The organism is Agrobacterium sp. 10MFCol1.1, assembly GCF_000381165.1.
GTDB classification, from domain to species: Bacteria; Pseudomonadota; Alphaproteobacteria; order Rhizobiales; family Rhizobiaceae; genus Agrobacterium; species Agrobacterium tumefaciens.
Genome location: NZ_KB906073.1, coordinates 695,827 through 714,971 on the forward strand (window position 1 = coordinate 695,827; position 19,145 = coordinate 714,971).

At 58.8% G+C, this 19,145-nt stretch carries 14 protein-coding genes; 5 read left to right on the top strand and 9 right to left on the bottom strand.

The window, feature by feature from the left end; all coding sequences use genetic code 11:
• The 5 genes from F617_RS0107970 (at position 1) to F617_RS0107990 (ending at position 6,463) form a co-directional block, all read left to right on the top strand.
• Complete coding sequence (locus F617_RS0107970) at positions 1 to 879, top strand: transglutaminase family protein (protein WP_019564975.1); 879 nt, start codon at positions 1 to 3, stop codon at positions 877 to 879.
• Between the two features lie 157 nt (positions 880 to 1,036).
• On the top strand, positions 1,037 to 2,275 hold the full coding sequence (locus F617_RS0107975; protein WP_003511537.1) for a TadE/TadG family type IV pilus assembly protein: 1,239 nt from the start codon (positions 1,037 to 1,039) through the stop codon (positions 2,273 to 2,275).
• Between the two features lie 161 nt (positions 2,276 to 2,436).
• The gene (locus F617_RS0107980; protein WP_003511539.1) at positions 2,437 to 4,059 is read left to right on the top strand and encodes an ABC-F family ATP-binding cassette domain-containing protein; all 1,623 of its coding nucleotides are present in this window, start codon (positions 2,437 to 2,439) and stop codon (positions 4,057 to 4,059) included.
• 86 nt (positions 4,060 to 4,145) lie between these two features.
• The gene (locus tag F617_RS0107985) at positions 4,146 to 5,294 is read left to right on the top strand and encodes an alpha-hydroxy acid oxidase (RefSeq protein ID WP_003511540.1); all 1,149 of its coding nucleotides are present in this window, start codon (positions 4,146 to 4,148) and stop codon (positions 5,292 to 5,294) included.
• 200 nt (positions 5,295 to 5,494) lie between these two features.
• Positions 5,495 to 6,463, top strand: coding sequence for a MarR family winged helix-turn-helix transcriptional regulator (locus tag F617_RS0107990; protein WP_080802077.1), 969 nt, complete (start codon positions 5,495 to 5,497; stop codon positions 6,461 to 6,463).
• A gap of 16 nt (positions 6,464 to 6,479) precedes the next feature.
• Here F617_RS0107990 and F617_RS0107995 read toward each other — a convergent pair whose 3' ends face one another.
• The 9 genes from F617_RS0107995 to F617_RS0108035 all read right to left on the bottom strand — a co-directional run bounded on the left by F617_RS0107995 (position 6,480) and on the right by F617_RS0108035 (position 18,782).
• Complete coding sequence (locus F617_RS0107995) at positions 6,480 to 8,684, bottom strand: methyl-accepting chemotaxis protein (protein ID WP_019564977.1); 2,205 nt, start codon at positions 8,682 to 8,684, stop codon at positions 6,480 to 6,482.
• 297 nt (positions 8,685 to 8,981) lie between these two features.
• Positions 8,982 to 10,481, bottom strand: coding sequence for an FGGY-family carbohydrate kinase (locus tag F617_RS0108000; protein WP_019564978.1), 1,500 nt, complete (start codon positions 10,479 to 10,481; stop codon positions 8,982 to 8,984).
• Positions 10,474 to 11,316, bottom strand: a complete 843-nt coding sequence (locus tag F617_RS0108005) for a class I fructose-bisphosphate aldolase (protein ID WP_026330724.1) — start codon at positions 11,314 to 11,316, stop codon at positions 10,474 to 10,476. The genes F617_RS0108000 and F617_RS0108005 overlap by 8 nt, the downstream gene beginning before the upstream one ends.
• A 2-nt stretch (positions 11,317 to 11,318) precedes the next feature.
• On the bottom strand, positions 11,319 to 13,043 hold the full coding sequence (locus F617_RS0108010) for a glycerol-3-phosphate dehydrogenase/oxidase (protein ID WP_019564980.1): 1,725 nt from the start codon (positions 13,041 to 13,043) through the stop codon (positions 11,319 to 11,321).
• A 122-nt stretch (positions 13,044 to 13,165) separates the two neighbouring features.
• Entirely contained in the window at positions 13,166 to 14,164 is a 999-nt protein-coding gene (locus F617_RS0108015; protein ID WP_019564981.1) for an aldo/keto reductase, read from the bottom strand.
• Entirely contained in the window at positions 14,161 to 15,135 is a 975-nt protein-coding gene (locus F617_RS0108020) for a sugar-binding transcriptional regulator (RefSeq protein WP_019564982.1), read from the bottom strand. Before F617_RS0108020 ends, F617_RS0108015 begins: the two co-directional genes overlap by 4 nt.
• A gap of 29 nt (positions 15,136 to 15,164) precedes the next feature.
• Positions 15,165 to 16,166: an ABC transporter permease gene (locus tag F617_RS0108025; protein ID WP_003511562.1), complete on the bottom strand. Its 1,002-nt coding sequence runs from the start codon at positions 16,164 to 16,166 to the stop codon at positions 15,165 to 15,167.
• Positions 16,167 to 16,178: 12 nt separating this feature from the next.
• On the bottom strand, positions 16,179 to 17,699 hold the full coding sequence (locus F617_RS0108030) for a sugar ABC transporter ATP-binding protein (protein ID WP_019564983.1): 1,521 nt from the start codon (positions 17,697 to 17,699) through the stop codon (positions 16,179 to 16,181).
• 69 nt (positions 17,700 to 17,768) lie between these two features.
• On the bottom strand, positions 17,769 to 18,782 hold the full coding sequence (locus tag F617_RS0108035) for a substrate-binding domain-containing protein (protein ID WP_003511565.1): 1,014 nt from the start codon (positions 18,780 to 18,782) through the stop codon (positions 17,769 to 17,771).
• Positions 18,783 to 19,145: the final 363 nt, after the last annotated feature.

Below are 19,145 nucleotides of genomic sequence, written 5' to 3' on the forward strand. Positions count from 1 at the left end.
ATGCTTTATGACCTTTCCCTGCATATGGGTTACACCTACGACACGCCGGCCCATGGCGCGCGCCACATCATCCGCGTGCTGCCCCTGTCGATCCCGGGCCGTCAGCGCTTCATCGCCGGCACCATCGATGTTTCGCCGGTGCCGGAAGAACGGGCGGTCTTTGAGGATTTCTTTCATCAATCGGCCACCTCAGTGCATCTGCGCGCACCGCACGAAAAGCTGGATATCCGCATGCAGGCGCGTGTGATGGTGGAGGCACCTGCGCTGACGGCAGATTTTTCACCCGAGCTTTCACGCCTGCCGCAAGACCTTGCCGACGTCTGGTCGGTCGACTTCCAGTCACCGCATCACTTCATCGGCGCCAGCCCGAGACTGGGGACGGATACGGCGATATCGGCCTATGCGCGGGAATTGCTGAAGCCCGGAATGACCATTCGCGAAATCGCACTCTCGATGTGCAAACGCATACACAAGGACTTCACCTATGACGGTGAAGCGACGACTGTCGATACGACACCGTCGGAAGCCTTCAAGCTGAAACGCGGCGTATGCCAGGACTTTTCGCATATCATGATCATGGCGCTGCGCAGCCTCGGCATTCCCGCCGGTTACGTCAGCGGCTTCCTGCGCACCATCCCCCCGACGGGCAAGGAACGTCTGGAAGGTGCCGATGCGATGCATGCCTGGGTTCGCGTATGGTGCGGTGAGGCTGCCGGTTATCTGGAGCTCGACCCCACCAACGATATCGTTGCCGGCAGCGACCATATCGTCGTTGGCTATGGCCGGGACTATTCCGATGTCGCGCCGGTGATCGGCGTATTGAAGAGCTACGGCAACCAGCAGATCAAACAGGCCGTCGACGTCATTCCCGTCCAGTAATGATACATTACGTGTTATTATGAGCATACTCGAATTAATACTTGAAAAACTGCACCAATTTGAGCGACGTATAAAATTTAACCGTCTACATTAGTGGATTCTACATCGTTTGCGGGTTTCCTGCGCTCAGTCTAATGTTCTAATTAGTGAGCCCGTTATGATCTCCTCCGCATATCAAAAAATGACGCGCCGTTTCCTTGCCGATACGGGCGGCAATTTTGGCATGATGACGGCAATATTGCTGCCGGTGCTGCTTGGTTTTGCGGGAGCCGGCATGGAGCTGGCGAATGTGATGCAGGTGAAAGCGGACCTGCAGAACACGGCGGATTCGGCGGCTCTCGCGGCGGCGACCGAGGCCCGCTTGAAAGAAGGCGCTCTGACGGACGAACAAATCAAGGAAATCGCCAAGGCCTTCATCGCCAGCCAGATGGAAAAGACCCTGACCGAGGAGGAGAAGAAGGCGCTCGAGAAAAACTCTCCAGTCAATATTGGCACAACGGACGATGCGCGCGGCAAGACCTACACCATCCAGACCACGATAAACTACCAGATGCAGCTTAATCCGCTCTTGGGGTTCTTCGGGGCGAAAACACTCGATCTTGCCGCGACAGGCACCGCGGTAAGCACTGTCAACAAGGGCGCGCCGATCTCCATGTATCTGGTGCTCGACCGCTCGGGTTCGATGTCCTTCAAGACCGATACGCTCAACACCAAGAAAACGTCGTGCCAGAACTACACGGTCGATAACTGGGGGAGTTATCCCAATCTCAAAAATACATCGCCCTGCTACGTCAACAAGGCTACTTCACTAAAAACCGCGGTCGGCTATCTCGTCGCGACGTTGAACAAGGCCGATCCCACTTATACCGCCAACGGCGGTTCCGAACTGGTTCGAACAGGAGCCTCGGTCTATACGCATGAGACCTACGCGGCCCAGCCTATCACCTGGGGTACTAGCAGCGTTGCCACCTATGTCGACAAACAGATCCCGGAGTTTCCGTCTGGCGGTACGGATGCCCGCAGCAGTCTGAATGCCGCATACAACGCCCTTAAAAAAGCGAATATCGTTGAAGCGAAAGAACACAAGGACAAGAAAAGCGAATCCTTCGAGCGATACATCGTTCTCATGACGGATGGCGAAATGACGGGGAACAGCTCCTCCTGGAGTTCCAGCATCGACCAGACCGTGCGCAATACCTGCGATACGGCCAAGAAAGACGGTATCAAGATTTTCAGCGTCGCGTTCATGGCGCCGGACAAGGGCAAGTCGCTGCTGCAACATTGTGCGTCCAGTCTCGACAATTATTACGCGCCTGAAAATATGGAGCAGATCGTTACCGCCTTCGGCGAAATTGCCCGCAAGGCTGCCGGCAGTTTGGCAACGCTGACCAATTAACGGAAAATCAAGCCAGCTTCCCCGGAAACGACCTCGCTTCCGGGGAGCAATGTTCCCGGGGCGACCTTGCCGGGTTGCATGGCTGGCACGGCGTGCGCGGCAGGTGACAGCGCCGGCGACACATGGCATAGGAGAGCCGCTCCCATTCACAGGCCCCTGTCATGATCCGCATCGAAAATATCAGCAAGTCGAACAGTCACCGCATTCTCTACATCGAGGCCTCCGCTGCGCTCAATCGCGGCGAGAAGATCGGCCTTGTCGGCCCGAACGGCTCTGGCAAGACCACACTGTTCCGAATGATGACCGGCGAGGAACAGCCCGACGAGGGACAGGTCGTCGTCGAAAAGGGCATGACGGTCGGTTATTTCAACCAGGACGTCGGCGAAATGTCCGGCCGTTCCGCCGTGGCCGAAGTCATGGAAGGCGCCGGCCCGGTCAGCGAAGTCGCAGCCGAACTCCGGCAGCTGGAAGCCGCCATGTCCGATCCCGACCGGATGGACGAAATGGATGCCATCATCGAGCGTTACGGCGAAGTGCAGGCGCGGTATGAAGAACTGGACGGCTACGCGCTGGAGGGCCGCGCGCGCGAGGTTCTGGACGGGCTGAGCTTCAGTCAGGAAATGATGGATGGCGACGTCGCCAAACTTTCCGGCGGCTGGAAGATGCGCGTAGCGCTCGCCCGCATCCTTCTGATGCGCCCGGACGTGATGCTGCTTGACGAACCATCGAACCATCTCGATCTCGAAAGCCTGATCTGGCTCGAAGATTTTCTGAAGAACTACGACGGCGCGCTTTTGATGACCTCGCACGACCGCGAATTCATGAACCGCATCGTTACCAAGATCATCGAAATTGACGCTGGCAACCTCACCACCTATTCCGGCGACTACGGCTTTTACGAACAGCAGCGTGCGCAGAACGAAAAGCAGCAGCAGGCGCAGTTCGAACGCCAGCAGGCGATGCTCGCTAAGGAAATCAAGTTCATCGAGCGCTTCAAGGCGCGTGCCTCGCATGCCTCACAGGTGCAGAGCCGCGTCAAGAAACTCGAAAAGATTGACCGCGTCGAGCCGCCCAAGCGGCGCCAGACGGTCGCTTTCGAATTTGCGCCGGCGCCGAGATCTGGCGAAGATGTCGTCGCGCTGAAGAAAGTGAACAAGGCCTATGGCAGCCGCACGATCTATGGCGAGTTGGACTTCATGGTGCGGCGCAAGGAGCGCTGGTGCATCATGGGCGTCAATGGTGCCGGAAAATCCACCTTGCTGAAACTCGTGACTGGCACGACCACGCCGGATTCCGGCAATGTCACTCTCGGCGCCAGCGTCAAGCTTGGTTATTTCGCCCAGCACGCCATGGATGTTCTGGACGGCGACAGCACCATTCTGGAATGGCTGGAGGAACGTTTCCCGAAAGCCGGGCAGGCACCGCTGCGCGCCCTTGCCGGCTGCTTCGGTTTTTCCGGTGACGATGTGGAGAAGCGCTGCCGCGTTTTGTCCGGCGGTGAGAAGGCCCGTCTGGTCATGGCTGCCATGCTGTTCGACCCGCCGAATTTCCTCGTGCTGGACGAGCCGACGAACCATCTCGACCTCGACACCAAGGAAATGCTGATCAAGGCCCTGTCGGAATATGAAGGCACGATGCTTTTCGTTTCGCATGACCGCCATTTCCTGGCCGCCCTTTCCAACCGGGTGCTGGAACTGACGCCTGACGGTATCCACCAATTTGGCGGCGGATATACGGAATATGTAGAAAGCACCGGACAGGAAGCGCCGGGCCTGCGCAGCTGAGGCAGCTTGACGGACGTATGAGACGCAGAATTCCCGGGACAGGTTTCATCTTTTAACGTTTGCAGAGCGGATCGGTGGACTAACAAATGCAACTTAAAGACTGCTACAATTTCCACGATTTTCGCCGAATGGCAAAACAGCGTCTTCCCGGACCGATCTTCAACTACATCGACGGTGCTGCCGACGATGAGGTGACGTACCGGAGAAACACGACCGCCTTCGACAATTGCGATCTCGTTCCCGACGTGTTGCGGGGCGTGGCCGATGTGGACATGTCTGTCACCGTCATGGGGCAGAAGCTGGCGATGCCGGTCTATTGTTCCCCGACGGCGCTTCAGCGTCTCTTCCACCATCAGGGGGAGCGGGCGGTTGCGGCCGCAGCCGGAAAATTCGGCACGATGTTCGGCGTTTCTTCACTCGGCACCACCAGCCTCGAGGAAGCGCGCCGGATCAGCGGCGGCCCACAGGTCTATCAGTTTTATTTCCACAAGGACCGTGGTCTCAACCGCGATATGATGGCGCGCGCCAAGACTGCGGGTGTGCAGACGATGATGCTGACGGTGGACAGCATCACGGGTGGGAACCGTGAGCGCGACAAGCGCACCGGTTTTGCCATTCCGTTCAAGCTCAATCTTTCCGGCATTGCGCAATTCGCCATCAAGCCGGCCTGGGGGATCAATTATCTGACGCATGAGCGCTTCAGCCTGCCCCAGCTCGACGGCCACATCAAAATGGACGGCGGCGCGCTCTCCATCAGTCGCTATTTCACCGAAATGCTCGACCCATCCATGACATGGGACGACGTCGCACAGATGGTGCGTGAATGGGGCGGCCCTTTTTGTCTGAAGGGTGTCATGTCCGTGGAGGACGCCAGACGCGCCGTCGATATCGGTTGCAGCGGCATCGTGCTTTCCAATCACGGCGGTCGCCAGCTCGATGGTTCGCGTAGCGCCTTCGACCAACTGGCCGAGATTGTCGACGCAGTCGGTGACCGTATCGATGTCATGATGGATGGCGGGGTTCAGCGCGGAACGCACGTCCTCAAAGCCCTGTCTCTGGGGGCGAAGGCCGTCGGGCTTGGCCGCTATTACCTTTTCCCGCTTGCCGCCGCCGGACAGCCGGGTGTCGAGCGGGCGCTTGAGCTGATGCGCATCGAAATCGAGCGCGGCATGAAGCTGATGGGCTGCACCACCGTCGACCAACTGACACGCCGGAACCTGCGGTTTCGTAACTAGAGCGGTGTCAGCGCGAGAAAATCGAGGCCTGTCGAGCTTATCGACAATATAGTCGGATAATCACCCGTACCGAATGAACCCTTTGATACCACCAGCGGTTTCGAGAGGTTTTCACGCTATCGGCGCTGCGCAGTGGTGACCTTGGCAAGACCGATCGAATATGATTATGGTTGCATGATGCAACCATAATGGATTTTGGCATGTCCGAAAGACCCTTTCCCATAAACGATATCCGCTCCACCTCGCGTCGGCTCGTGCGCGAACTCGGCTTCATGGGTGGAGACTTTGCCGGCACCGATCTGCCGCCCTCCGCCGTGCACGCCCTGATCGAGATCGAGGCATGCCCACGCATTTCCGCACGCGATCTGGGAAAGATGCTTCGGCTTGAAAAGTCGAGCATCAGCCGCATGCTTCGCAAACTGGTTCTTTCGGGCGATGTTCTGGAAGAAACGGACGAAGAGGATAGTCGTATCAAGCGGTTGCGCCTCGCCGGGCGAGGGCAGAAGCGGGTCGAAGCCATCCACACCTTTGCCAACCGACAGGTATCAAACGCACTGTCGCGGCTCGCGCCTGCGGATGGCCAAAAAATCCTTGACGGGCTTCGCCTTTATGCCGACGCGCTGGGAGACCGGGCCGACGCCGCGGCTCCCCCGATCGAAATCGTCAGGGGCTACAGGCCCGGCCTTATTGCCCGTATCACGCAAATGCATGCGCTTTATTATGCCCGGACATCAGGCTTCGGCCAGCGCTTCGAATCCGTTGTTGCCGAAGGTCTGGCCTCCTTTTGCAACCGGCTCGAAAGCCCGCAAAATGCGATCTGGGTCGCAATGCGTGGAGACGATATCATCGGCTCCGTCGCAATCGACGGTGAAGATCTGGGACCGGGAACCGCGCATCTGCGCTGGTTCATCGTCGATGATGGCGTGCGTGGCGGCGGCGTCGGGCGAAGGCTGTTGGCAACCGCCCTTGCGTTCACGGACGAAAAAGTATTCGCCGAAACCCATCTGTGGACTTTCAACGGACTTTTGGCGGCACGGCATCTTTACGAGGCCCAGGGTTTTACCTGTGTAGAGGAACGTCCCGGCAGCCAGTGGGGAAGCGAGGTTCTGGAACAGCGCTTCGTCAGGCCGCTTCCTATGGTTGGCGACGCTGAACGTGAAGCGAACTAAACCCCGTGGCGGCCGATCAAGCCGCCTTGAGAGCCCCCCGATGAGCAAGTGCGCCTGAACCCAGCTCGAACTGGCCGAGCAACCGATTCAGCGCATCGACCTCGCCTGCAAGATTGTGGCTTGCGGCGGTCATTTCTTCCACCATCGCGGCATTTTTCTGCGTGTCCTGATCCATCTGATTCACGGCGGTATTGATCTGCTGAAGGCCGGACGACTGCTCTTGCGCGGATTCGACGATCGCGGCGACGTGCTGGTTGATCTCCTGCACTTCGGCGACAATCGCGTCGAGTGCCTTGCCGGTGTCGCCGACAAGATGCACGCCCTCTTCGACCTGCTGGTTCGATTTTGTGATCAGCGACTTTATTTCCTTCGCCGCGCCGGCAGAACGCTGTGCAAGTTCGCGCACCTCCTGCGCCACCACGGCAAAACCCTTGCCCGCCTCGCCGGCTCGCGCCGCTTCCACGCCGGCATTGAGCGCAAGCAAGTTGGTCTGGAAGGCAATCTCGTCGATCACACCGATGATACTGGAAATCTCGTTCGAGGATTTTTCGATCCGCTCCATCGCGATTACGGCCTGACGCACGACTTCGCCCGATCGTTCCGCACCGATGCGCGTGCGGGAAACCAGACGGCCCGCCTCGTGCGCACGGTTCGCGGCGTCTTTCACGGTTATTGTAATCTCTTCAAGAGCTGCGGCGGTTTCCTCCACGGCAGCAGCCTGCTGCTCCGTCCGCCTTGCCAGATCATCGGAGGCTGCCTTGATTTCATTAGCGCCGGCATCAATACCGGCGGCATTATCCGATACCCGCAGAAGCGCGTTCTGCAACTTCCCGGCAGAACCGTTAAAATCGTTGCGCACGGCATCGAACCGCTCGACAAAGGGATCGTTGATACGACAGGACACGTCGCCATCTGCGAGCCTGGCCAACGCCTGAGCCAGACTGTCAACCGCGAAACGGATGCCGCTCGCCTCATCGGCCGCCTTGTGTTCGCGGGCCACCCGCTCCTGTTCGCCAAGAGTTCGGTTGGCTTCCGCTTCCTGCTCCAGCAAGGCTTTTTCACGATTGTTTTCGCGCAAAACGTCAAGCGAGCGGGCAAGATCGCCGATCTCGTCCCTGGTCTCGATATCCTTCAATGTCAGCTGGAGATTTCCCCGAGCGATCTGGGCGGTCTCATCGATGACATTCGTGATGCGGTTGATGAACCGCCGTGCAATAAACCAGCCGGCCAACGCCAGCAGCACCGCCGCCGTTACGATCGTCAGGACGGCGTCACGCATCATTGCATGCAGCTGCGCAAAGACCGTGTCTTCCGGAACCGAGACGATTGCGTACCATTTCATGTCGCCGGTGAGCATGACCGGCAAGGCGACGGCGAGGGAAACCGTGCCGTCCTGTGCCGTCATTTCCAGCTCTTTTCCGGGATTGGCGATCAGTTTATCCCAGCCTGCAGTTTGTGCGCCGCCATCTGCGAGGTTCTTACCCATTATCGTCGCATCGGGATGGCTGATGATCTTGCCGCCGCCACTCACAAGGCTCATGAAGCCCGTTCCCATCGGCCGGACGGCTGACAACGCCTTGTTCGTTTCCTCCAGCGACAGATCGAGGCCGGCGACGCCCAGAGTTTTACCGTCGACGATGACAGGTTTCGCGACCGAGGTAATCAGAACCTCCTTGCCATCGATTGCGTAAGAATAGGGTTCGATGACGACTGTTTTCTTCAATGTGAAGGGCAACTGATAATAATCGCCTGGACCCGCGGTGGTATAATCCGTCAATGCGGTGTTGCTTATTTTGCCTCCGCTCCGCACCCAATAGGGTACATAACGACCAGTCGCATCATATCCCTCCTTGTTGACGAAGTCCGCATCCTTGCCATCGAAGGCATTGGGCTCCCATCCGGTCCAGAGACCAAGCAAATCGGGATTGTTCGCCAGCATGTGCCGGATAAGCTGATCGGCCTTGCTCCGATCGGCATCGCCCGACTGCTTCATCGATTCCAGAACCGAGCCGAGGCTATTGACGATGTGAATCATGCCGCCGATATTTTTCTCGGTCGTCAGGGCTTCGGCTTGCGCGATCTGCTGCATACGCTCCATACTGTTGGCCCTCGTATCCTCAAAGGACCGATAAAACAGCACGGCCGAAGCCGCGATCGTTGCAACGACGCCGCACGCGGCGACTGCGAAGATATTACGGCCCGTTGTCGATTTAAACAGCATGTCACATCCCCACAAAAAATCCCGGCCGCGACGGCTGAGGTCGCTGCGCGCAAGCCCAAAATGTCAGCAACCAGGCCAGACGATAATATTAGAAAACTATGCTTAAAAATTACTTTAATTCATATTTTTAGCGCAATTAAGAAAACAGAAATAAATTATAAAACCGTAATATTACAGTACAAACAAAATATTACGCGATATCCGAACCTTCCGAAACGCCAGCATATATTGCAAGCTACGAGCAAGCTCATGCGGCACGCATCATTGCGTGCCGCTGATCAGGAAAACCGGGGGCCTTTAGTCCTGCAAACGCAGATCACTCCAGAAGCCGCGCAACTGGTCGGTCAATTGTGTATAGAGGCCGTAGCGCCGCCTATAATGCGGGAGTTGCCCCGCATCCGGCCGGTAGGCACTGGCCACGCGGGTCATCGCTGCGACCGCCGCTTCATAGCCGGGATAGAGACCGACCGCCACGGCCGCGCCGATGGCCGCACCAAGCGCGCCGGTCTCGCGGGCCTCCGCGACACGCAGCGGGATTTCAAGAACGTCCGCCATGATCTGCGGCCAATGCTGGCTGCGGGAACCGCCGCCGGACATGACGGCACTGTCGACCGGCAGCCCCGCTTCCCTGAGAACGCCGATATGGCGGCGGTGTTCGAAACACACACCCTCGAACAGGGCTCTCAGCATGTGGCCTTCGCCATGCCATCCCGCCAGACCATAAAACCCACCCCGAAATTCCGCGCCCAGTCGCGAGCCGAAGATGAACGGGTGGAAGAACGGATCGTCGGCGCGTTGCGAAACGGAACCGACCAGATCGTTGCAGCGCTCGAAGGCATGGTCACCATGGTCACCGCGAACACGGTGCACGTACCATTCAAGATTGGCCGCAGAGGTGGCGCTGGACTCGATATTGACATAGCGGCCACGTCCAAAGGTCGTGACCATGAAGACATCGGGGCTGATGACCGGTTTATCCGCGAAAACCTGATTAATGCTCCAGGTGCCGGCGATGATAGAAGCCTCCCCGGCGTTGATGACGCCCGACCCCATGGCGCTGGAGACGACATCGAAAAAACCGCCGATAACAGGTGTGCCCTCGGAAAGCCCCGTCAGAGCCGAAGCCTCAGCTGTCACATGGCCGACGATATCCGCCGATTCTACGAGGCGCGGAAAAAAGGCGACGGCATCCTCAAGCCCGTAGAGCGACAGGAGTTCCCGGTCGAGCTTCGCTTCGGGGAAGGCAAGCAACCCCGCACCACTGAGATCGGAAATATCATTGGCAAGACAACCGGTCAGGCGGAAGTTCAGGAAATCCTTGCAGAACAGCACCTTTCCAATCTGGGCATATGTATCGGGCGCATGCCTTTTCACCCAGGCCAGCAGGCTGGGCGTTTGCGCGGGCCAAGGCCGTTGCAGACAACGGTTCTGTAGTTGCGCGCCGCTTTTCCGGTCAAGCTCTACCGCCACATCGGCGGCTCGGCTGTCAAGCGACTGGATACCGATCAGGGGCTGCTGATCCTTGTCCAGCAGGTAGAGACCGTTGCCGTGGCCGGCGCAACCGACGGCGAGGATGCTCCGGGGATCGACGGACGATTTTGCCAGAAGCTGGCGAATCGCCTCGCATCCGTTGCGCCACAACTCCTCCAGATCGCGCTCGACGTAACCGGGCTGCGGAAATGTCGAATGGCCGTCGATGGCGTGTTGCGCGACCTGCCGGCCGGCCGTGTCGAACAGCACCGCCTTGATCACCGTGTTGCCGACATCCAGACCCAATATATGATTTTTATCAGCCACGATTATAGATGTCCCATGCTTCTTCGCTGCCCGCACCCTGATGGACGATAGCCATCAAGGCGGCAACGACGGCCTTGGGGTTGTCATGCTGGTAGATATTCCGTCCATAGACCATCCCGTTCGCACCTTCGGCCACCAGTGCCGCTGATTTCGCCAGCACGTTGCGCAAGTCCTCACGCCCCCCGCCCCGCACCAGAACCGGGCACCGCGCTGCCTCGATGACCTTGTGAAAATCCAGCGGATTGCTGGTGGGATCGGCCTTGATGATATCGGCTCCCATTTCCGAGGCAAGACGCACCAGCGTGACGATCTTTTCAGCATCGCCATCCACCTGGTAACCGCCGCGCACGTCATTGGGCAACATCACCAGCGGTTCGATCATCAGCGGCATGCCGTAACGATGGCAATCGGCGCGCACGCGGCTGATATTCTCGACGCATTGGCGAAACAGTTCCGGCTCGTCCGGCAACATGAACAGGTTCGCGACGACGCAGGCGGCGTCCATCTCCAGCGCGCCGATGATCGGATCGTGATAATTCTGGAGCTGCGACCACATGGCTCTGTGGCGCGTTGAATTATAGGGGTTGCCCATGTCGATGCGCATGACGAGCGCCGGCTTGTCGCGCTGCGGCCTTTGCTGCAACAGGTCCGCCTGTCCGTAGGTCATCTGGATGGCATCGGGAGCTGCTTCCACCAGCCTGTCGACAGTTTGAGCCATATCCTCCAGCCCGACGAGGAAGCTCGGCTCGTTGCAAACCCCGTGATCAATGGCAACGTCCAAGCATCCACCATTGCGGAACAGCCGGTTCATGCGCGCCTTTTTCGAAATCCGCATCATCATGCATTCTCCTTGCATCTGTGTTTAAGCATTGCCGTCGTGACCCCGTAAAAGGTCTCCAGTTCATCAACGAGCCGCTGCCGTTCGTCCGCCGCCTGCTGTGGCGCCCATCCCAGCTCGCGCGCTGCGACGCCAAGGATCGCATCGATCAGATCGGCATCGATGACGCCGGTAATGGCAAGCGTCGTGCGGCGCAGGATGATATCCGTCAGATGGCGGACATGTTCGCAGCGGATCAGCCAGACCACCTCTGCCGCCGTGATCGGCGGTTTTTCGCAAAGCGGACTGTCATCCGGACGGCCCCGACAAAAACCCATCAACTCGAAGGCACGTGAACCATAGGCCGATGCCAGATACTCGGCCCGGTCCCGGTCGATCGAAAATTCCTCCGACAGCAGGGCCGGCAGGCGCCCGGCACCGCTGGGGAAGTTCCTGCCGCCGCCGATCGGGCGGTTCATTGTGCCAGTCAGCCGCTTGCGTCCGAGAAAGGCCAGAGCCTCGTCGGTCACCTGTTCGCCAAAGGCTCTGAACGTCGTCCACTTGCCGCCGATCATGCAGAGCTGCGGCGGATCGCCCTCCACGCGGTGGATGAAATGGCTGCGGGATATTCTTCCGGTAAAGGCCGCGTCGCTGCGCGGCAGCGGGCGTATGCCGCTGAAACTGTAGACGATGTCGGAATGGTCGATGGAAATATGCGGAAAGACCTGACGGACCGCATCGAGAATATAATCACGCTCTTCCGGTTCGCATCGCACCCGTTCGGGACGATCCACCTTGATATCTGTCGAACCGGCGAGAACCCGGCCAAGATAGGGAAAGAGTATACAGACACGGTTGTCGGCATTCTCGAAAAAAATCATATGGCCGTTCAAGGCCTTAAAGAGCGCCTCGTTGGCGAGGATCAGATGCGATCCCTTGGTGCCGGAAACGGTCGGTTTCGCCCTCCCCGCAGCCTGTGTGGTCGTTAGCGCTCCAATCGTCTCATCGATCCAGGCGCCCGTCGCATTGACGATGATGCGTGGCCGGACGGGCAAGGTTTCGTCCGTGCCCTCCACCTTAAGACCATAATCACCGCCAGCGCGGACAAACTCGGCATAGTTCAGCGCAATGCTTTGCGGCGCATCGGCCCGGGTGTCGATCAGAAGCTCCAGCGCAAGCCGTTCGGGCTGGCTGATCCACGCATCGTAATAGGTGGCCGAATATCTGATGCCTGGCGTCAGGCCCGGCCAGCGTTGCAACGTCTTGCGTGCGTTACGGAAGGTGTGTCGGGGAAGGATGCGATTTTTGCGGGTGACGAAATCATAGAGCATGAGGCCCGCCTTGATGGCCAGTGCCCCCCGGCTGGCGGGTTTTCCGCCGGAACCCACAAAGGTCGCAGCCGCATTGAACAGGCCGCTGAAGGTTGAAAATATCGGGATCGTCGTCGGCAGCGGATGAACCATATGCGGTGCCAGCGTCAGAAGCGCATCACGCTCCCGCAGCGATTCCGCCACAAGGCCGAATTCACCATTTTCGAGATACCGCAGGCCGCCGTGGATCATGCGCGAGGGTGCAGCACTGCAACCGGACGAGAAGTCGTTGCGCTCTACCAGAAGCACCCGCAGTCCCTGTAAAGCGAGATCGCGATAGGCGGCGATACCATTGATACCGCCACCGATGACGACGGCGTCGAAATCACCGTCTTGCCGGATGCGGCGTAGAGCGTCCTCGCGAAAACTGGGCATAGGAATACCGTTCGCTGGCTAACAACCAGCGTCCCAATGTTGTTAAACGTTTAAAGCGACGAGAGAGAGGGGTGGCGAAAATTATGCGATATTCGCCTGAAGCCCCGTCTCAGCTACATGATTTACCCATCGAGCCCCACGAGATGCTCGGCAACGCCGGCGCTGATAAGAGCCAGTTCATTTTCCGCGAGGCGCAGGCGGGCCGCAGCAGCGTTTTCAACCGCCTGAGCCGGATCGCGCGCCCCGCACAGCGAGAATGTTATGCCGGGCTGGGCAATCGTCCAGGCAATCACGACCTGCGCAATCGACGCGCCATGCGCGTTGGCCACCGGCTCCAGACCCCGCGTCAGCCGCGCGATCTTCTCGCGGTTTGCCTGGCTGAAACGCGGGTTGCCCTTGCGCTGATCATCACCTGCAAAAACCCGTTCGGGTCCGACCTTGCCGGACAGAAGACCGAGCGCCAGCGACGAGTAGCTCAGGACCGAAACAGCACTCGTGCGGCAAAGCGGCAGAAGTGTCGTCTCGATGTCCCGCCGCACCATTGAATATTCTTCCTGGATGGCATCCAGCGCGCCGGTGGCGATATAGGCTACCAAATCCTCCGGCGAGACGTTGCTCGCGCCGATCGAACGGATCTTGCCTTCGTCCTTTAGGCGCACAAGCGTTTCCACCGTCTCGGCAATCGGCGTCGTCGCATCCTGCCAGTGGGTGACATAGTGGTCGATATAGTCGGTTCCAAGCCGCTTCAGGCTCTCTTCGACCTCATGGCGAATCGAAGCGGCGCCGAGATAACGGTGAACGGGCTTGCCATCCTGGTGGAAGAAATAGGCGCCCTCGTTCACATGCCAGACCAGCCCGCATTTGGTGACCAGCACCACCTTGTCGCGCCGGCCGGCAATCGCCTTGCCGACGATGGTTTCCGCAAGACCCATCCCATAGGCCGGCGCGGTATCGATCAGGGAAATGCCCGCATCGATGGAGGCCTGGATAGCGGCGATGGACTGCCGCTCATCGGTGCCGCCCCACATCCAGCCGCCGATGGCCCAGGTGCCTAGCCCCACGGCTGATGCGCTGATACCGCTGCCCCCAATCGTCCGGGTCAATATTGAATTGTCCGTCACGAAGTTTCCCCCTCTTCCTGATCCAGTAAATAGCCGGCGATCGCCTCGTCCACGACGAGCGAGGTCAGATAGCGGCCGGCAAGCGTGGCTGCCACCGGTCCGGCCTTGATGGCCCCGGCCGCCACGCCGATGATGTTCGGGCACCGGGCAAGCTGCCCGGGGTCCAGCGCCACCACGCGCGAGTTGAGATCGATCCGCGCCAGTTGCCCATCCGCCATGGTGAGATGGGCAAGGAATTCCCCGGCAATGCCCGCATCCACCAGCGCCTGCCCGCCACGGGCCACATCCGGCAGCAGATCGTAATAACCGGAACCGGGCGCCTCCACGGAACCGATGCCAACCAGTGCCACCTGCGCCTGCCGCGCTAAGTCGAACACTTCACGGATCGAAGCGACATTCATCAGGAGATCACGCTGTTCCTCATCCTCGGCAAACAGCGGCGCATGAATGAGCGACGCGCTGCCGCCGAGCTTTTCCGCCAGTTGCGTGGCCAGATGATTGACATCCGTATAGTGCTTGCCCTGGACACCGCCGGTCAGCGGCACTACCCGCACATCGAAACGGCGCTCGGCCTCCAGATTATCGACGACGGCACTCACCGCCTTGCCGCCGGTAATCGCAATCACGTCGCCGTCGCGGATAGTCTCCAGCAAGTGGTTGGCGGCCACGCGTCCGACCATCTGCAGCGCGGTTTCCGGATTGTCGGACACCGTCGGTGTCACCACCGACTGTCTGAGGCCGAAGCGACGTGTGATCTCGTTTTCGAGGTCCACCAGCCTCTGATAGGGACTGGCGATAGTGATCTTTACCATGCCTGCCTTGCGGCCCGCCGCTATCATGCGGTTCACCTTGGTGTGGGAAAGATTGAGCCGCTCGGCAATTTCCGACTGCTTCACGCCCTCGATGAAATGCAGCACCAGGACGGAGTACATCTGCCTCTGTTGATCGAAATCGTCCTTGGTATCCAGCATGATCGTATATCTCCAATTACCACAGGCGCTCAGCGGCGACGCTTGACAAGATAGTGGTCGAACAGGACCGCCGTCAGCAATATGCTTCCCCTGATGATGTCCTGCCAGTAGACAGACACATTGAGCAAGGCAAGCGAACTGGAAACGACCGACAGAAGGATCGCCCCGAGGATTGCGCCGAGAATGGTGCCCGAGCCGCCCGAAAGGCTGGCGCCACCGATGACCGCGGCTGCAATCACGTTAAGTTCCATGCCGACTCCGAAGCTCGGCTGTGCTGACCCGAAGCGGGCCATGTAGATCACGCCTGCGACACCGCACAGCATCGAACAAAGCGTGGTGGTGGCAAACACCACCCGGCCGACGCGGATGCCGGAATAAGCCGCCGCTTTCGGATTGCTGCCGGTATAGAACACCTTACGGAATGCCGTCGTGCGCCGCAGCAAGAGATCGAAGCAGACGACCACCACCGCGAATATGATCAGCACCAGCGGAATGCCGCCAAGCGCGCCCTGGCCGATGAATTTGAATTCCGGCGGCAGCGAGTAGAGACCGAGCGGCCGGCCGCCCGTTGCGAGCAGGCAGACGCCGCGCGCAATCACCATGACGCCGAGCGATACGATGAAGTGATGCAGGCCGATGACCGTTGTCAGAAATCCCATGGCCATGCCGACCAATGTGGTGAGGCAGATTGCCAGCCCGGCCGCGACCCAGGGATCTACACCGTTGAGGAATAGCCAGCCAGCCGCAACCATCGCAAGCGCCGTGACGGAACCGACGGATAGATCAATGCCGCCCGAGATTAACAGGATCGTCATGCCGACCACGACGATGCTTTCGATGGCGAAAACCATCGCCATGGCCCGCAGATTGTCGACCGTCAGGAAATACGGGGATATGAAAGACATCACCGCGAAAAGGGCGAGGATGATGACGATAAGTCCGGTTTCCCGTGCCTTGAGCGCCGGTTCCCACCAGCCTGTGCGGCGAACCGCCACTTCTGCAATGCCCGAAGGTGTTTCCGATGTTGCCATTTTCCCGCTCCCTCAGGCCCCTGCCGGGCTCTCTGCAATATTGATCGATGCAAGCTGCATGATCTTTTCTTCCGTCATGTCCTCACCCTCAACCTCGCCGGCAATGCGCCCCTCGCGCACGACCAGTACGCGGTCGCTGACACCGATGAGTTCCGGCAATTCAGAGGATATGACGATCACGCCCACACCCTCGCGTGCCAATTCCCGGATCTGGCGGTGGATTTCGGCCTTTGCGCCCACATCCACCCCGCGTGTCGGCTCGTCGAGAAAGACGACCTGTGGCTCCACCGACAGCATCTTTGCCAGTGCCACCTTCTGCTGGTTGCCGCCGCTCAAGGTGGAGACAGCGTCACCGACGCTGTTTGCCCGCAATTTCAGCCGGCGTCCCAACTCGTCGGCGCGCTTAATTTCCTTGCGCCGTTCGATAAAGCCCATGCCGTTTGATATCCTGCCGACATCGAGCGCCGAGACATTCGCGGCAATGGACATGTTGAGAAACAGCCCGTCGCCCTTGCGGTCTTCTGACAGATAGACCAGCCCCTCGCGAATGCTGTCGCGATAGTCCTTGAGCCTCAACGGCCGGCCGCGCAACGTGACCTCGCCTTTTGGTTTTCCCTCCAGCCGGCAGACCGCACGGACAATTTCGCTTCGCCCTGCGCCGATCAGGCCGGCGAGCCCGAGGATTTCGCTCCGGCGCAGATCGAAATCGACATCGAAAACGCGCTTTCCCTCGTTCAGTCCCCGAACAGAGAGAATGACGTCATTCGATTTCTCTTCTTCTGCAAGTTTCGGTGGGTAGAGCTTGTCGAGCACCCGTCCCACCATGCTGTTGACGACTTCCTCCGGAGAAATCTCGGAGATATTCTCCGTCCTGATGTGGCAACCGTCGCGCATCACCGTGATGCGGTCGCAATGCTCAAAAATCTCCGCCATCCGGTGCGAGATATAGATGATCGCAATTCCGCGTTCCGCCAGCCGGTGCATGATCCGGAAAAGGGTCTGGGCCTCGGTTTCGGTCAAAGCCGCCGTCGGCTCATCAAGGATCAGGATACGGCAGTCCAGCGTCAGCGCCTTGGCAATCTCAACGATCTGCTGTTGCGAAATCGACAGATCACCGGCGCGGCTGGCGGGATCGATATCGCCGATTTCCTTCAGGATGGTTGCCGCCCGCTTGCCAAGGTCGCGATAATTCATGAACCAGGATTTGCTTTGGCCGGTCTCCGACATGAACATGTTTTCGGCAACCGAAATTTCCGGGCAAAGCGCAATCTCCTGATGCACGAAACCTATACCGAGGCGGTTCGCCGCATTGGGCGAGGATATTTTGACCGGTTTGCCGTCCAGCAGGATTTCGCCGCCATCAGGCTGCAAAATGCCATCGATAATATGCATCAGCGTCGATTTACCGGCGCCGTTTTCACCCGCGAGCGCATGGATTTCTCCCCGCCGCAGCTCAAAGGCAGCAGTGCGCAACGCCCGCACGGGCCCGAACGCCTTGTGAATATTCGTCATGTTGAGGATGACCTCGCCCATAACGCCCCTCCCGAACGTGGCTCCCCTTTGCCGGCGAGGCGTAAACCTCGCCGGTTTCAGGGCGGCGCGTCAGCGCCCCTTCATATAGTCATTGAGATCAAAGGAAGCGGCGTTCGCCTTGGTAATCACGGCGAAACCATTGTCCATCGAAGGAACCTGCATCGGGTTGAAGCCCGATACCTTGTAGTCGTTGAAGGGGTCGATCAGATCCGAATGGGCACCCAGAAAGGTGTTCATGAAACCCATGAAGCCCTGAACGCCCTGATTGGGATTGATGGACATGTAGATGTTGCCCTGCTTGATGTGCTCCAGCGTCGCCGGAGTAATATCCGCATGCAGGATCAGGACCTTCTTCTTGGCCTCGAGAACAGCGGTCGTTGCGCCTTCAGCCGAGCCGGCTTCAGGAATCCACAATGCGCCTAGATTGGGGTTGGCCTGCAACAGGGCGCCCACCGCCTGATAGGCGACGTTTGCATCCTGGTTGGTCGCCTGGCGGCCGACGAGCTTCATTTCCGGATAAGTGCGCCCCATGTAATCGATCAGTGCGGTGACGCGCAGATCATGGTTGCTTTGGCCCGGATTTTCGAGAACGGCATATTCGCCCTTCTTGCCCAGCTTCTTGACGATCTCGTCAGCCGCAAATTTCGCCTCGGCAACATTGTCCGAGGTGATATAGGCGGTGCGTTTTGACTTCGGCGAATCCGCCGCAAAAGTCGTCACCGAAACACCGGAGTCGATCGCCTTGTTGATCGGTTCGATAAAGGGATCGGCCTGCATCGGATGCAGCAATATACCCTTCGGCTTCTTCACCAGTTCCTGCTCGAAGGAAGCGATCTGCTTGGTGATGTCGTATTCGGGCGTACCGGTGAAAACGGCCTCGCAGCCCAAGGCCTTCGCGGCCTGCTTGAAACCTTCAAAGACCGGCACCCAATAGGGGTGGCTCGAAACCATGACGTTCATCACATAGGTCTCGCCCGGTTCACAGGCGAATTTGCCCGCAGCAGCGGCCTGAGAGCCGGCACCTGCGGAAATCGCCACGGCTAAAACACCCGCGGCAACGGTCGATTTCAGAAAAGCCAACATATTCCCCTCCCAAGGACAATGACCAATCCGCAATAAATTTTAAGTCGTGTAATTTATTGCATGACCTTTGAGATATCGGGAAACCGGGCAAGCGTCAATCCGGTTTGCATTTTATTTTTTCTAGTGAAATTTATTGCGGAGCGCATGGATAGTTTGGAGGCTGCCTCAGGATAGCCCGTCGCTCGAGCGAACTCAGTGGATCGAATAGGTAGTCAATAAACGTGCCTATACCAATCAGCTGGCGGCAGTCAGATGTCTTAAGACCAAGGGATGGCTAGGCGCGATGCACTCAGGACGCCAAATGGCGGGTAGCGCGTAAACGCTTCGGTTCATCACGCCCTCCTCCATGTCCATGCCGCATGG

Bases quoted from the DNA above. Each gene is read 5' to 3' on its own strand.
- F617_RS0107970 (WP_019564975.1), top strand. From the start codon at position 1: ATGCTTTATGACCTTTCCCTGCATATGGGTTACACCTACGACACGCCG.
- F617_RS0107975 (WP_003511537.1), top strand. From the start codon at position 1,037: ATGATCTCCTCCGCATATCAAAAAATGACGCGCCGTTTCCTTGCCGAT.
- F617_RS0107980 (WP_003511539.1), top strand. From the start codon at position 2,437: ATGATCCGCATCGAAAATATCAGCAAGTCGAACAGTCACCGCATTCTC.
- F617_RS0107985 (WP_003511540.1), top strand. From the start codon at position 4,146: ATGCAACTTAAAGACTGCTACAATTTCCACGATTTTCGCCGAATGGCA.
- F617_RS0107990 (WP_080802077.1), top strand. From the start codon at position 5,495: ATGTCCGAAAGACCCTTTCCCATAAACGATATCCGCTCCACCTCGCGT.
- F617_RS0107995 (WP_019564977.1), bottom strand. From the start codon at position 8,684: ATGCTGTTTAAATCGACAACGGGCCGTAATATCTTCGCAGTCGCCGCG.
- F617_RS0108005 (WP_026330724.1), bottom strand. From the start codon at position 11,316: ATGCGGATTTCGAAAAAGGCGCGCATGAACCGGCTGTTCCGCAATGGT.
- F617_RS0108010 (WP_019564980.1), bottom strand. From the start codon at position 13,043: ATGCCCAGTTTTCGCGAGGACGCTCTACGCCGCATCCGGCAAGACGGT.
- F617_RS0108020 (WP_019564982.1), bottom strand. From the start codon at position 15,135: ATGCTGGATACCAAGGACGATTTCGATCAACAGAGGCAGATGTACTCC.
- F617_RS0108025 (WP_003511562.1), bottom strand. From the start codon at position 16,166: ATGGCAACATCGGAAACACCTTCGGGCATTGCAGAAGTGGCGGTTCGC.
- F617_RS0108030 (WP_019564983.1), bottom strand. From the start codon at position 17,699: ATGGGCGAGGTCATCCTCAACATGACGAATATTCACAAGGCGTTCGGG.
- F617_RS0108035 (WP_003511565.1), bottom strand. From the start codon at position 18,782: ATGTTGGCTTTTCTGAAATCGACCGTTGCCGCGGGTGTTTTAGCCGTG.